14 protein-coding genes are annotated in these 15,453 nt (G+C 33.1%); 9 read left to right on the forward strand and 5 right to left on the reverse strand.

The features are described 5' to 3' along the window. Positions 1 to 125: 125 nt before the first annotated feature. Positions 126 to 1,529: an ISL3 family transposase gene (locus tag H1220_03480; protein QMI86421.1), complete on the reverse strand. Its 1,404-nt coding sequence runs from the start codon at positions 1,527 to 1,529 to the stop codon at positions 126 to 128. Positions 1,530 to 1,646: 117 nt separating this feature from the next. On the opposite strand from H1220_03480, the gene H1220_03485 reads away from it, so the two are divergent. The 6 genes from H1220_03485 to H1220_03510 all read left to right on the forward strand — a co-directional run bounded on the left by H1220_03485 (position 1,647) and on the right by H1220_03510 (position 4,491). Beyond that, a complete protein-coding gene (locus tag H1220_03485) occupies positions 1,647 to 1,988 on the forward strand; it encodes a MoaF N-terminal domain-containing protein (GenBank protein QMI86422.1) in 342 nt (113 codons plus the stop codon). Positions 1,989 to 1,991: 3 nt separating this feature from the next. Further along, complete coding sequence (locus H1220_03490; protein ID QMI86423.1) at positions 1,992 to 2,411, forward strand: Rrf2 family transcriptional regulator; 420 nt, start codon at positions 1,992 to 1,994, stop codon at positions 2,409 to 2,411. Positions 2,412 to 2,483: 72 nt separating this feature from the next. Next, on the forward strand, positions 2,484 to 2,861 hold the full coding sequence (locus H1220_03495; protein QMI86424.1) for a RidA family protein: 378 nt from the start codon (positions 2,484 to 2,486) through the stop codon (positions 2,859 to 2,861). Positions 2,862 to 3,092: 231 nt separating this feature from the next. Next, positions 3,093 to 3,233 carry a hypothetical protein gene (locus H1220_03500; protein QMI86425.1) on the forward strand — a complete coding sequence of 47 codons (141 nt, stop codon included), beginning with the start codon at positions 3,093 to 3,095 and terminating at the stop codon, positions 3,231 to 3,233. 46 nt (positions 3,234 to 3,279) lie between these two features. Continuing rightward, a complete protein-coding gene (locus H1220_03505) occupies positions 3,280 to 3,804 on the forward strand; it encodes a transposase (GenBank protein ID QMI86426.1) in 525 nt (174 codons plus the stop codon). 258 nt (positions 3,805 to 4,062) lie between these two features. Next, the gene (locus tag H1220_03510; GenBank protein QMI86641.1) at positions 4,063 to 4,491 is read left to right on the forward strand and encodes a transposase; all 429 of its coding nucleotides are present in this window, start codon (positions 4,063 to 4,065) and stop codon (positions 4,489 to 4,491) included. Positions 4,492 to 4,605: 114 nt separating this feature from the next. On the opposite strand, the gene H1220_03515 is transcribed toward H1220_03510, so the two are convergent. The 3 genes from H1220_03515 to H1220_03525 are packed head-to-tail and all read right to left on the reverse strand — an operon-like array spanning position 4,606 to position 5,654. Further along, positions 4,606 to 4,995, reverse strand: coding sequence for an IS30 family transposase (locus H1220_03515; GenBank protein ID QMI86427.1), 390 nt, complete (start codon positions 4,993 to 4,995; stop codon positions 4,606 to 4,608). Next, positions 4,932 to 5,444 carry an IS30 family transposase gene (locus tag H1220_03520; protein QMI86642.1) on the reverse strand — a complete coding sequence of 171 codons (513 nt, stop codon included), beginning with the start codon at positions 5,442 to 5,444 and terminating at the stop codon, positions 4,932 to 4,934. Before H1220_03520 ends, H1220_03515 begins: the two co-directional genes overlap by 64 nt. A gap of 3 nt (positions 5,445 to 5,447) precedes the next feature. Beyond that, a complete protein-coding gene (locus H1220_03525) occupies positions 5,448 to 5,654 on the reverse strand; it encodes a helix-turn-helix domain-containing protein (GenBank protein ID QMI86428.1) in 207 nt (68 codons plus the stop codon). A gap of 408 nt (positions 5,655 to 6,062) precedes the next feature. Here H1220_03525 and H1220_03530 point away from each other — a divergent pair, with 408 nt between their 5' ends. The 3 genes from H1220_03530 to H1220_03540 all read left to right on the forward strand — a co-directional run bounded on the left by H1220_03530 (position 6,063) and on the right by H1220_03540 (position 14,187). Beyond that, positions 6,063 to 7,895 carry a heavy metal translocating P-type ATPase gene (locus H1220_03530; protein QMI86429.1) on the forward strand — a complete coding sequence of 611 codons (1,833 nt, stop codon included), beginning with the start codon at positions 6,063 to 6,065 and terminating at the stop codon, positions 7,893 to 7,895. A 752-nt stretch (positions 7,896 to 8,647) separates the two neighbouring features. Continuing rightward, positions 8,648 to 9,892 (forward strand): YSIRK-type signal peptide-containing protein, encoded by a 1,245-nt coding sequence (locus H1220_03535; GenBank protein ID QMI86430.1) that lies wholly within the window; start codon positions 8,648 to 8,650, stop codon positions 9,890 to 9,892. Further along, on the forward strand, positions 9,862 to 14,187 hold the full coding sequence (locus tag H1220_03540) for a hypothetical protein (protein ID QMI86431.1): 4,326 nt from the start codon (positions 9,862 to 9,864) through the stop codon (positions 14,185 to 14,187). Before H1220_03535 ends, H1220_03540 begins: the two co-directional genes overlap by 31 nt. A 132-nt stretch (positions 14,188 to 14,319) precedes the next feature. Here H1220_03540 and H1220_03545 read toward each other — a convergent pair whose 3' ends face one another. Then, on the reverse strand, positions 14,320 to 15,360 hold the full coding sequence (locus H1220_03545) for an IS30 family transposase (GenBank protein QMI86432.1): 1,041 nt from the start codon (positions 15,358 to 15,360) through the stop codon (positions 14,320 to 14,322). Between the last annotated feature and the right edge of the window lie 93 nt (positions 15,361 to 15,453).

Below are 15,453 nucleotides of genomic sequence, written 5' to 3' on the forward strand. Positions count from 1 at the left end.
CGGTTTTTTATTTTTAAATTTTAGTATAACATAATTTTATTTGTGTGATTTAATCAAAAATAAAAGGCTCTTCGTCAAATTGTGTTGGTGGAGAGAAATAGTGAGTATGTTGGTAGTGAATGGCATTAACCATTCACTACCTTTTTCCCATTCTTTTTCTGCCATTGGGAATGGTGTTGTATGATTAAAATACGTAATCTAAAATAGGAAAAACGTCTATAGCCATAGGCAATGCGTTTGATAACTTTAATATGATTGTTGATAGCTTCTGTGATACCGTTTGAATAAGGTGTGGTAAAAGCTTGATAAATACCATTCTGATAGGTTTTAAAAATATCAAATTTCTTTCTAAACCACTCTGGTAATGACGGGTCAATATGATGAATAACCTCCATAAATAAATCAAAATCTCGCTGTCTATAAGCATATCTCAGCTCTTGTACAAACTCATATGCTTGTTTTAAAACAGGACTATAGTCTAATAATCTATCAAGGATTTGTGTGTGTGTCAGATATGTTTTAAAGGATTGGTGATAGTGATAGTCTGTATCATTTACATCAAAGGCATCTTTTAATAATAATTTCCAGTATTTCTTTAAGTGTTTATAAGCCTTTTCTTCTTCTTTTTTAAAGGTGTTCATTTCTTTTATACGTAGTGTATTTAAATTCCGATGTATATGTTGTATGATATGAAATCTATCTGTTACAATAACGGCATTAGGAAAACCCTTCTGAATAAGTTTGCCATAATTGGCATTCATATCCATAACAAGATAGCGAACGCTATGTCTTGCTTTTTTAGAAAATTGTTTAAAATAAGTGATTAAATGGTCTAATTGGCGACTAGGTAACACATCAATAATACGGTGTGTCAATCCGTCTACACAGATGAAACTCATCTTCCCTAAATGAGATGTCACAGACTTAAATTCGTCGATACATAGTACCTTAGGTAGATAATGAAAAGACGGTTTAACTTGTTTTGTATATTTATCTAAGACACGTTGTACGGTCACATCAGATACAAAGTGGTCTTGGCAGATATGTTTTCTTGAAATATTTTTCGTTAAATCAAGTGCGATAAGTTGTTTTAATTCTTTAGAAATACAACAATGTTTATCGACTAAAGAACACGAAGAAGAACAGGTTTTTAGACACGTTTTACAGCGATAACGGGTTCTTTTAAGAAGTAAAACCGTTTTGATTTGTCTAAACTTTGGTAATAATGTTTTCGTTTGATATGTACCATGTTTGATGAGTGTTTTAGCATGACAATGTGGACAGGTGTGGCAAGGCTTTGTCCAAGTGCCTTTAATAAAGTGGTGTGGAATACCATTTATTGTTTTTTCTTCTAACCAATGTTCATCAGCTATGAAAGATTTATCTGTTAATGTCAATAATTTTTTTGTATAATAATCCATGAGAAATACCTCCTTGTTTAATTGTGGTGATTTAATCATACAGGTATTTCTCTTTTTTTGTCCACTTTTATATACAAAATCGTGTTGGTGGATTATTCTCACCAACACGATTTATTATAGAGCTAAATAAAAAAGAAATTTATGAAAAATAATTCTTTTTATTGTTATTTTAAAAATAACATGTTAAAATACATGTAAGTTATAAAATAACAAAAGGAGAATATAATGACACTATTTGAAATGTTAAAAGGAAAGAAATTAGATGTGCAGTACGAGACAGGGTTTCACTTCATTATGGAATACGTAGAAGAAGGTAAGTTAAAATGGACATCTGTGGGTGAGGTTGAGGACGGTGGTCCTTCAGAGGAAGTAGATCCTTATGAAGTCATTGAATTGGAAAGTGGGAAATATTTTATTAACTGGATTGAAGAAAGTGGTATGACAATATCTCAATTATTAGATTTGAATAATAACGAAGTGATTGCATTTCTAACGTGGGAAGACAATAGTGTTCGTGGAGGTAGAGATACACTTCTGCAAAAAGGTTATGTGACGATTGTAGGTTAAAATATGAAACATTCACATAAATTATCTGATGCTATTCACATACTTTTGTATATAGAAGTATTTTGTGAAGATAAACGTATCACAAGTACAGATATTGCTGAAAGTATCAATACAAATCCCGCATTAGTAAGACAAATTATGTCTCAATTAAAAAAAGCAAATTTGATTGAAACAAAACAAGGTAGTGCTAAACCGAGACTTTTAAAATCTTCTAAAGACATCACATTATTTGATATTTTTCAAGCAATTCATGAAGAATCATTACTTGAAATTGATAAAAATACGAATAAAGAGTGTCCGTTGGGTAATACAATTCAAACAGTCCTTACGAGTACTTATAGAGAAATAGAAAATAGTGCCTTCAATAAGATGAAAGAGATTTTTTTAATTGACTTAAAAAATGCGATAGATAAATTGATATAATTATTCGTAAAGTTGCTATCATCATGTGTTGATGATATATTAAATGAACAAAACTGATGATGGAGGTATTATATGAAAAAAATAGAAAGTGCTAAAGCACCGGCAGCTATTGGTCCTTATTCTCAAGCAATACAAGTAGGAAACACTGTCTATGTTTCTGGTCAACTACCAATTTGTGTTGAAACAGGTGAATTTGCAGGTAGTACGATTGAGGAACAAACAAAACAATCATTAGAAAATATCCAGTTTATTTTAAGTGAGGCAGGATTAACGATGAAAAATGTTGTGAAAACAACTGTTTTATTAAAAAATATTGCTGATTTTACAAAAATGAATGATGTATATGCAAGTTATTTTTCCGCACCGTTTCCTGCAAGAGCCGCTTATCAAGTGGCAGCTTTACCAAAGGATGCTCTAATAGAAATAGAAGTCATTGCTGTTGTGGGATAGACATCAGGGATAAACCAATGTTGGTTTATCCTTCAGACTGTTGACAAATTAAGAGCGTCAACAGTCTTTTTTCGTATCAGACGTTAAGTTGTACGGCTTACCACGATGTACACGATACATCTCTCGTTCTCTACTACGTGCGAGAACGAAGCCATTCGTACCACAACGTCTGATACGATAATGATACTTAAAAGTGGTATAATAGAGATAAGAAAAAGGAGGGAAAAATCTATGTTTTATAAAGAAACTCACCCAAATGATGAAATCATATTAAACACGTTGTCCGAATTAGTACCAAAAGACCATTTACTACGTAAAATTGATAAATCAATTGATTTCAACTTTATTTATGATATTATCTCCCTATTATAGTCATACCAACGGTCGCAATAGTTTAGACCCTGTTGTTTTATTTAAATTGGTCTTTTTAAAAGATATTTATGGCATTAAATCCATGCGAGAAACCATTAAACGTGTCGAAACGGATGTAGCGTTTAGATGGTTTTTAAACCTCCCTTTCTCTAAACCTACCCCACATTATTCTACTTTCTCTCAAAATTATAGTCGCCGTTTTCAAGGGACTTCTGTGTTTGAAGATATATTCAACACTATTGTACACCAAGCTATCTCACATCATTTAATTAGCGGCACAGCATTATTCACAGATTCCACACACATTAAAGCAAACGCCAATAAAAATAAATTTAGAAACGCTGTTATTGAAGTGGTTCAAGAACGTAAACGAGATTTAGAAAACGAAATCAACGCCGAACGAGAAGCTATTGGAAAAAAGCCGTTTCATTACACCGATAAAACCATCTCTAAAACTATTAAAGAAAGTACGACTGATAAAGAAAGTGGCTATTACCATCGGGATAATAAAGAAAAAGGATTTATGTACTTAGACCATCGTAGTGTAGATGGTAAACACAATTTATTGTAGACTGCTTTATTACGCCAGGAAATGTTCATGATAGTGTACCGTATATGTCACGATTAACGTATGTGATGGAAAATTTAAATTTGATGTCAATTGTGTCGCGTTAGATAGCGGGTATTATAAAAAAGACATTTTAAAATTTTTAGAAGAGAAAAAGATATTTTCTGTGATTGGGTATAGACGTTTTCATCGCAATCCTGACCATAATTTTTTCGCTATCATTCATCTAGAGATTGTTTTACGGATACACGTACGGGAGAAATTTACACCTACAGAAACATTGATAGACAAGGATATAAACAGTATCGTATAAGCGATAACAGTAATAAACGGATACTACGTCGAGCGATAGATGCTGATGTATACGATAGATGTCGTGAGCGTCGATTATCTACGTTTGGGAAAGCACTATATAAACGACGGAAAGAAACGATTGAGCGTAGCTTTGCAGACTCTAAACAAAATCATGGGTATCGGTTTGCACAATATAGAGGAGTAGCCAAGATGCAGCAGTACACTTGGTTATCTTGTGCTGCCCAAAATATGAAAAAAATGGCAATTCTACTCACGAGAGATAGCCATTTTTTACAATATAGTTCTTTATTTATCATTTTTAAATGCAAAATCCAACGTATTTTTCAAAACTGGAAAAATACGTTGGATTTTTTATCGCTATTGTCAACAGTCTGAGGGATAAACCAATGTTGGTTTATCCTTGATTTAACTCCAATTGTAAAGTGCAAAAAACAGATAATCACTTTCTCTTTTGCGGGGTTGATAACCAAATAATAAAAACCAAGGTTTCTAGTCAAGGCGAAAAACAAAGTGTGCCTTGACGGGAAACCTGTTTTTATTAAACGATGAACCTACCCGCAATAAAAATAACTCTGCAGGTGTACGATAACCTAATTTACGTCGTATTTTATGATTTAAGTAGGGTTCTATTTTACGAATAGTTGATTTTTTAGCGGTGTTGATAGATTTACCATTAGGTAAAAACTCCCGTATCTGTCCGTTATGATTTTCGTTAGTACCACGCTCATAAGATGAATAAGGGTGTGCGTAGTAAATGCTTAAATATGTCGATTCTAATTCAGATAATGAGGCGAATTCTGAACCATTATCAGATGTTATACTCTTGAAGGTTGATTTCCTATATTGTTTAAAATATTCTTTAATGTCCGTAAGACACATTGTGCTGTTTTACCATTCATTTTACGCATAATTGTATAACGTGTTTGTCGTTCTACTAACGTTAATAATAGAGCTTCATTTTTCGTTTTCTTAAATAAGACTAAGTCAATTTCCCAATGTACAAATTCTGTACGATTATTCGCTACATCTGGTCGATTTTCGATAGAGGTTCCCATGTTTTTCTTGTATGTTTTGGTGTTCTCTTTTTCCGGTCGTTTTCTAATGCTTACCATTTTGGGTAAATCAATTGGTTTGATAGGGATAATGCCTTGATGGACAAACGTATAAACCGTTTTCGTACAAGGGACTTTTTCATTAGGGTGATTTAGGCGATACCAATGTACAAAGGTATCAATACTGTGTATTCTGTATGTTTCAGTGACTGCTTGTTGTAAGTCTTTGAAAAATTGTTGACTAAATTTTTCAGTTAAATCAGTATGATATTTAATTTGTTACTTAGCTTTATAAATATGATGGCTTGTTTCAACGTAATATTTTAGTTCGTCACGTTGAATACCATTTCGATGAACCATTTGATTAACGCTTCCGCGTTTGATTTCTCTATAGATTGTGGATACATTTCTTCCGAGTCGTTCAGCGATATATCGTATTGGCTTTTTTTCGTTTAATAACGTTTCAATTTTTGTACGTTCAACCAATAATAGCTGTTTATATTGTTTTTTTGTGTTATGATTATTTCAGACATGATAATGACCTTTCTAATGTTGTAGAGGATTTTAGTAAGTTAATTATCTGTCTTTTTTTGTTTTTATAACACTATTTTGCTTTTGCACTTTATTTTACAACTCGGCTTGCTAAAAAAGTGAATTTTTTCTCAAACTTTTCTTGACAAAATATGTCATTTCTTTTATTATATATGTATAGAAATAAATTATTTTTTGAACAAGCAGTAAAGAGCAGTAATGGCTCTTTACGTAGCCGGGTCTATAAGTGTTTAGACAGCAGAAAAATGTTTAGTAAATGAACTGAGCATATCTGTGAGACAGTACGAACTGTCCACGGGTATGCTCTTTTTTGTATTATCAAATAAAAAGGAGAGGAAAAATATGTTTGATTTACTAAAAACAAAGGAAGGAAAACTATTTGTGGCAGGGAGTATTAGTCTAGGTATCGGTTTATTATGTGAGCAGATACAGCTATCAGGAAGTCCGTTGTGGTTATGTCTTGCTAGTGTATTATTAGGGTATGAAATTGTCAAAGATGTTATTTCTGATATTGTTGAAGAGCATAGATTAAATGTTGATTTTCTAATGATATTATCGGCATGTGGTGCCATCTCTATTGGGTATTTTAGCGAAGCGGCTATTTTATTATTTATTTTTTCTGGTTCAGAAATGTTAGAGGATTATGTGTATCAAAAATCAATGAAAACAATGGAATCGTTAATGACACATATTCCAAAACAAGCAATGGTTTTAAAGGAAGATGATACGACAGAAATTGTAGATATTGATCAGATTGATATTGGACAAACATTGATTGTTAAAAAAGGAGAGCAAATTGCTTTGGATGGAACAGCTTCTAAAGTGATGCTCGTGAATGAAAGTGTATTAACGGGAGAGAGCATTCCTGTATATAAAGAAATTGGTGATGATGTATTTGCTGGAACAATCAATATTGGAGATACGAGCGTTTACGTCGCAACAAAAACAAGTCATGATAGTGTATTTTCACATATTGTATCCTTAGTTAAAACAGCTAATAATAGTAAAAGTCATTTAGATAAACGTATTCATCAAATACAAAAAACGTATGTGCTAGGTGTATTGATAACAGTTGTATTCTTTATTACTTATTTAATGTGTATCCAAGGATTGAGTTTTACAGACGCTTTTTATCGAGGTATGATTTTATTGACTGTTGCAAGTCCATGTGCGCTTATTGCATCAATGACTCCAGCTATGCTCAGTGCGATGAGTTTTGGTGCTAAAAATGGTATTTTAATCAAAAATGGGAATGCATTGGAAAAAATGATGCGTATGACGACTTTATTTAGTGATAAAACGGGAACGTTAACAACAGGTCAATTTCGTGTACATCAGTATCATTTGGATAAACCAGAAGTTTTACCACTTGTGCTGTCTATGGAAAGTCAGTCATCACATCCATTGGCAAAATCTATTATGACTTATTTTAAAGATGTGTCTTATCCGACATTACCACAAGATATAGTCATTCAAGAGATTGCAGGTTGTGGGTTACAAATGAATCAACTATCTATTGGTAATAAGCGTTTTATGCGTGATTGTACAGATACAAATCATTATTTAGAAAAAGAAAGTCAAGGAACATTATTATTTGTTTCAGAAAATAACGAAGTCATTGGTTATTTTGAGTTGGTTGATGCAGTACGAAAAGATGCTCAAGAAATGGTAGAGGTATTTAAAACACATCTTGTAGATGTTGTTATGCTTACTGGAGATAGAGAGCACGCTGCAAAAAGTGTTGCGAATACACTAGGATTACCTAAGTTTTATGCAGAGTGTTTGCCGGAGGATAAAGTAACATATATGCAACAATATAAACATGATGAGAAAGTTGTAGGTATGATTGGAGACGGAATCAACGATGCTCCAATTTTAGCTCATGCAGATGTTAGCATTGCAATGGGGAGTGGTACCGATATTGCCATGGATGTTAGTGATGTTATCATTACACAAAATCACTTATCAAAAATTGCTTTATTGTATGAACTGAGTCAAAAGTATGGGCGTATTACAAGAGTCAATATTGCTTTTGCAATTAGTGTGATTTTAGTACTTATTTTATTAAATATGCTTGGTATTCTAGATTTAACGAAAGGTGTTTTTTTCCATGAAATGTCAACGATACTCGTCATTTTAAATGGATTACGTCTACTAGGTTTTCAGAAAAAATAAGATAGATATGGTTTTTTCAAGTGTATGAAAACGTATATTTATAAAATGGAAAGATAGACTAAATTGATTTTTGATAAACTTATAAAAAAGTATATAAATCTAAGAAAGTATCCGACGTAAACATTTGTTTACGTCGGATACTTTTGTTTAAAACTTATTTTTATTTGAAAAAGTAAGTGAAATAATATTAAAAAAATCCTAAAAAACTAGACATTTTTGTACAAATGTTTATAATGGAATAATGGGGGTGGGTACGTATACCGTTAGCCTTTCTAATTCACAAAATAAAAAGAGTTTTATGAAAATAAACACATGAAAATAATATATCTATTTTTCATATTTTCTCATTTTGCTTGTCCGTAAAAGTCTACTTAAATGGACAAACACATATTATTCACTAAAGAAAGGAGTGTACAGTTTTTGATGTTTCTTAAACTGACTGTTGGACTTATAAATACACTATATAAAGTATTTGTAAAAAAGTATGAGAATAATGATGAAAAAAGATTTTATGTGCAAATGAATAACAAAATTTATTTTTTATAAAGGCTGAATATTAATTTGTAGAAATGAGAAACACTGGTTGTAACACTGAAAGATAGATTGATTAGACGGATTATTCTTTATAGTCGTCAATGTTCAAGACGGTATTGGAGATACTCATCAAAAAAGAAACACAGAAACAATATATTCATAAAGAAGTGTTATAACAAAAAGAAAAACATAAAATATGATAATTATTAGGAGGTTATATGATTTTTAATAAGCGACAAAGATTTTCTATTCGTAAATTAACAGTTGGAACGTGTTCTGTTTTATTAGGGACATCGTTATTTGCAGTAGGAGATTCAATCAACAATAATGTGCTTGTTGCACATGCAGAAACGCCAACGCTTGATACAGGAGGTGCATTAACTATTGGACGTTTTAGTAATAATGGTGATTATTACTATGTACAAGCATCGGGACGTGCAGATGCTAATCCAAAATACAGTGGTCTTATCTATGAAGTAGATGTAAAAAATAAATCTGTGACACAAATTTCACAAGATAAAATGTCAAATGGTCAAAATGTTTACGACCATTTAAAAGAACAAACTGCTAAACAAGGTTTTTCAGCTGGAACAGATAATTTACGTTTTAATGGTTTAGGTATTTCTCAAGATGGACGATATGCTTATATGATCGGATTTATGGGTGATATCAATACAATGATCAATGGGCAGGCAAATCCAAATAGAACAAATATTGTTGGGGTATATCGCTATGATATTACTAAACACTATTGGGAATTTGTCAGCGATGCGTCTACATGGGCAGATAAAGCGATTATGCGAACAAATTCATGGACAGCCGGTGCTGTCAATCCAGTAGATGGTAAATATTATTTTGGGATGCACACACGTGATTATGATCCATCTTTTAATAAAGTACAACCTGGAACAGAAGATGAATTTAAAAAAGCAACAAGAGACCATACATTTGATATTTATTTCCGTTTCTGGTCTTATGATCCAGCAACACAAAAAGTAGAACCAGTTGGATATGTTGATTCAACGCTTTTTAAAAGTAACTTATTTGACACTTTTGAACGCTTTTTCAGAGCTGGAAGTTGGGCTGTAGGTAGTGATATTTCCTTTGATAGTGAAGGGAATATGAGTTTATTATTGAATCAATTCAATACACCAGATTATTACATTTTAACAGTAAAAGCTGATCAAGTGGAAAAAGGTGCAGCTACACAAGATAATTACACAAAATTAGAAAGCTACTTATCTAAACGAGTACGTATTGTAGATGCAACATCTGGTGATAGTACAGGTGCAAATGATGCAACGTGGGCAATCGGAGGTATTGGTTTAACATCTGATGGTAAAATTTTTGCCAATAGTGGACGTCAAGTTGCTGTTGTGAATCCGGATAATGCAGCAGGTGAATATTTCTATAATCATAGCACAGATCCGTATTGGGGGATGGTGCGTCTATTCCAATATTAACGGTAAAAGGAAATGTATATCGTGAATATTATATTGCTAATACAGAAGAAAAATTAGCTGGAGATATTGGAACGGTTGTTAATAATGAATTTATCGCTATTCTACCTGCACAAGTGACTATGGGTAGAGAGGATGTTGTAACAAATGAATTACTTTATACTCCATATACATCAACAGATGTTCCAGAATTTATTCGTTCAGTAGAAGGTAAAGTATATCGCTTAGTGAGAGAAAATGGTGTGCCTAAATTAAAAGATGGATCAGCACCAGAATCTGGTAATGTCACAAAAACTGACCAAGTGATTAAATATCAATATGTGCTAGATGAAACGATTGATACACCACAAATTGCAACAATTAAATATGTTGATGAATTAGATAATGTTGTAGCACCACAATCATCTGTTGTTGGAAATACAGGTGCTGAGATTATGTATGACACAACACCAATGATTAATGTTTTAAAACAAAAAGGATATGAATTGGTAACAGATGGTTTTAAAGATCGTCCAACAGAAGACACAAATTATGATAAAATTCCAGATAAATTAGGAGAGGAAGGACAAGTCTTTAAGGTTGTTGTAAGACCTAAAGAAACGACTATTACACCTAACCCGGATAGTGAAACGAATAAAGTACCAAATCCTCATGATCCAACGGGTAATACACCGGTTAAACCTGGAGAATCTATTGTGATTACACCAACTCGAGAAAATCCGGATGAATCAATATGGCCAGTAACAGGTTTAGATGAATCTGATTTAATTAGTACAGTCGATCGTGTAATTAATTATGTATACGATGACGGTACACCAGTTATGGAAAATGGAGAACCAAAAACAGTAATTCAATCATTAACGTTTAAACGTACGGCTACAGTAAATCATGTGACAGGTGCGATTACTTATGGAGAATGGCAACCTGTTACAACAAACGAAATGCCGGAAGTGACAAGCCCTACGATTGACGGTTATACCCCAGATCAAGTAACGGTAAAAGCAGAAACAAACTTAAACGGTGAGTCAGATCCACAAGACGTGACGGTTATTTATAAAAAGCTTCCAGATCAAGCAGCAAAAATTAATTATGTTGAAGAAACAACAAATAAAATAGTTGCTGCCTCAGATTCGGTAAAAGGTAAAGCAAATGAAAAAATCAATTACGATACAGCTCCGAAAATTGAAGAATTGAAAAAACAAGGATATGTACTTGTCTCAGATGGCTTCACAAAAGATGATGGTCAAGTATACGATACAACAGAAGATAAATTAGCTGAAGATCCAAGCCAAGTCTTCACAGTAGTTGTAAAAGCATTGAAAAAACCAGTAACACCCGCAGAGCCTAAGCCAGAACCAAATACACCAGTTGAACCAAATGAACCAAACGGACCTCAATGGCCTGCAACAGTAGATCAATTAGACTTAACAAAAACAATTACACGTACAGTATCTTATGTCGATACAACAGGTAAACCAGTTGCTGAAACAAAAACAAATACGGTGACGTATGAACGTAGTGCAACCGTAAATATTGTTACTGGCGAAATAGAGTATACACCTTGGATGCCAAAAAATGCTGATAAAACATTAGAGGGACAAGTGCTGCCAGTAGTTGAAGATCATGATATTGTTACAACAACAAATAATGGTACGATTGTTGACGCGAATACAACAACACAACCTGTTGAGACAACTGAAAATTCAAAAGATATTGTTGAAGTTGTTGTATATGCACCAAAAACACCAGAAGTCAAAGAAACTCAAGTAGCGGTTATTCGTTATATTGAAGAGGGTACCAATAAAACAGTTGCTGATCCAGATACAAAAACAGGGTTTGCAGGAGATAAAATTGACTATAGTACAGCATCAAAAATTAAAGAGTTGAAAAAACAAGGATATGATTTTGTATCTGATGATTTTACAACTGATGCTGGGCAAACATTTGATGATCAAAAAGATACAGTTGGACAAGATCCTACTCAAGTCTTTACAGTAGTTGTGAAAAAGAAAACATCCACAATCACACCAAAACCAGAAGATCCAACAAATAAAGTACCAAATCCGAATGATCCAACAACACCAGTTGAACCAGGTCAACCAATTGATCCAACACAACCAGACGGACCAAAATGGCCAGCAGGTGTAGCTGAAAAAGATTTAGTACGTACTATTACACGTAATATTACTTATGTATACAATAATGGTAAACCAGTTGAACAAGATAAAGCACCAACTGTAACACAAACATTGACATTCACAAGAACAGCAGAAGTAAATCATGTAACAGGTGAAGTGATTTATGGTGAATGGACACCAGTAACAACAGATACAATGGATAAAGTTGATTCACCTGAAATTACAGGGTATACACCACATTTACCAAGTGTCGATGCATTAACAAACTTGACTGGTGATTCTGATCCACAAGATGTTCAAGTTATCTATGTTCCAAATGAAGTAGTACAACATGCAACCATTACGTATAAAGATGTAAATGATCCGAATAAACCAATTATTTTAGGTGATGTTGATAAAAGAAATGGTGCTACTGGTGCAACAAGTGATTACTCAACGAAATCACGTATTGATGAATATGTGAATCAAGGATACGAATTAGTTCAGGATGGTGTACCAACAAAACTTGTGTTTGATAATGAGAAAGATGAGTCTGATGCAAATCCAACACAAAAATTTGAAGTAACATTAAGACATAAATTAACACCAATTATGCCTGATCCAAATAATCCGGATAGTCCAATTCCAAATCCAAATGATCCAGAAGGAAATACACCGGTTGAACCAGGTCAACCAGTAAATCCAAATAATCCAGATGGACCAAAATGGCCAAATGAAGTAAAAGAACTTGTTAAGAAAGCAACACGTACAATTCGCTACCGTTATGCAGCAACACCGGATGATAATGCAGAAAAAGTATTTGAAGATGTTGTTCAAGAAGTTGTGTTTACACGTTCAATGACGATTGATAATGTGACTGGTGAAGTAACGTATGGTGAATGGACTGCTGTTAAATCAGAAGCTCCTGAAGTTACCTCAAAAGAAAAAGACGGTTATACATTTGATAAAGCAAGTGTTGAAGCTGAAACAGCAACAATTTCTCAAGATGGTGTCATTACTGGTCTTTCAGATAAGAAAGTTTTATATACACCAGTGGCTCCAACACAAGTAGGGACAGTAACTTTTAAAGTAAAAGATACTGGAGAAGTGAAACACACAGAAAACATTTCTGGTAAAGAAGGTGACCAATTTGGCTATGATCCTGCTGGAAAAATCAAAGAATATGAGCAACAAGGTTATACAGTAACGAATATTGGAGATAAAGATAAAAATCCATATTCTCCAGAAGGAACATTTGACGGTATTCCAGACAATTCACAAGACTTTGTTTATGAATTGGAACCACGTGTAGAACCAGTTAAACCAAATGATAATCCACCTGTACCAGGTCAACCAGTTAATCCAGAAAAACCAGACGGACCAAAATGGCCTGAAACAGTTAGTCAATTAGATTTAACGAAAACAATTACACGTACGGTATCTTATGTGGATGTAACAGGTAAAAAAGTTGCTGATACAAATACAAATACTGTGACGTATGAACGTACAGCTATGGTGAACTTAGTTACTGGTAAAGTCACTTATGGTGACTGGACAGCCAAAAATGGAGATTCAATATTAGAAGGAAATCCGTTACCAACGGTTGAAAATCATGATATTGTTGTAACAACAAATAATGGAACGGTTGTTGAATCAGACACAACAACAAAACCAGTTGAAACAACTATTGATACAAAAGATATTGTTGAAGTTGTTGTATACGCACCAAAAGCACCAGAAGAAAAAGACACACAAGTAGCAGTTATTCGCTATATTGAAGAGAATACAGAAAAAGCTGTTGCAGATCCAGATACGAAAACAGGGTTTGCAGGAGATAAAATTGAATATAGTACAGCTGAAAAAATTACTAAGTTAGAAAAACAAGGGTATGAATTTGTGTCTGATGACTTCACAAATGGTGGAGAAAAAGTATACGATAGTATAAAAGATAATGTAAGAGAATATCCAAGCCAAGTCTTTACTGTTGTGGTAAGACCAATTATTAAGACAATAACACCTAATACACCAGAAGGTGAAACACCAAAACCAGGTCAACCAGTTAATCCGGATGATCCAAATTCACCAAACTGGCCAGAAGATTTAAAAGATAAAGATCTTTCAACTATTAAAGTAGTTACTCGTGAAATTAGTTATGTGAATGATAAAGATCTCCAATTGTAAAGTAAAGTGCAAAAAAACAGATAATTACTTTCTCTTTTGCGGGGTTAATAACCAAACAATAAAAACAAAGGTTTTCTAGTCAAGGCGAAAAACAAAGTGTGCCTTGACGGGAAACCTGTTTTTATTAAACTATTAATCTACCCGCAATAAAAATAACTCTGCAGGTGTACGATAACCTAATTTACGCCGTATTTTCTGATTTAAGCAGGATTCTATTTTACGAATAGTTGACTTTTTAACGGTATTGATAGATTTACCCTTAGGTAAAAACTCCCGTATCTGTCCGTTATGATTTTCGTTAGTACCACGCTCATAAGATGAATAAGGGTGTGCATAGTAAATGCTTAAATATGTCGATTCTAATTCAGATAACGAGGCGAATTCTGACCCATTATCAGATGTAATACTCTTGAAGGTTGATTTCCTATATTGTTTAAAAATATTCTTTAATGTCCGTAAGACACATTGTGCTGTTTTATCATTCATTTTACGTATAATTGTATAACGTGTTTGTCGTTCTACTAACGTTAATAATAGTGCTTCATTTTTTGTCTTCTTAAATAAGACTAAATCAATTTCCCAATGTCCAAATTCTGTACGATTATTCGCTACGTCTGGTCGATTTTCGATAGATGTACCCATATTTTTCTTTGTATGTTTTGGTGTTCTCTTTTTTCGGTCGTTTCTAATGCTTACCATTTTGGGTAAATCAATTGGTTTGATAGGGATAATACCTTGATGAACAAACGTATAAACCGTTTTCGTACAAGGGACTTTTTCATTAGGATGATTTTGCCGATACCAATGTACAAAGGTATCAATACTATGGGTTCTATATTTTTCAGTAACTACCTGTTGTAAGTCTTTGAAAAATTGTTGACTAAATTTTTCAGTTAAATCATGATGATATTTATTTTGTTGCTTAGCTTTATAGATGTAATGGCTTGTTTCAGCGTAATATTTTAATTCGTCACGTTGGATACCATTTCGATTAACAATTTGATTAACGCTTCCTCGTTTAATTTCTCTATAAATTGTGGATACATTTCTTCCGAGTCGTTCAGCGATATATCGTATTGGCTTTTTTTCGTTTAATAACGTTTCAATTTTTGTACGTTCAACCAATGATAGCTGTTTATATTGTTTTTTTGTGTTATAATTTGTTTTAGACATGATAATGACCTTTCTAATTTTGTGGTGAATCTTAGTAAGTTAATTATCTGTCTTTTTTTGTTTTTATAACACTATTTTGCTTTTGCACTTTAT

The organism is Carnobacteriaceae bacterium zg-84, assembly GCA_013874835.1.
Classification (GTDB): domain Bacteria; phylum Bacillota; class Bacilli; order Lactobacillales; family Aerococcaceae; genus WM01.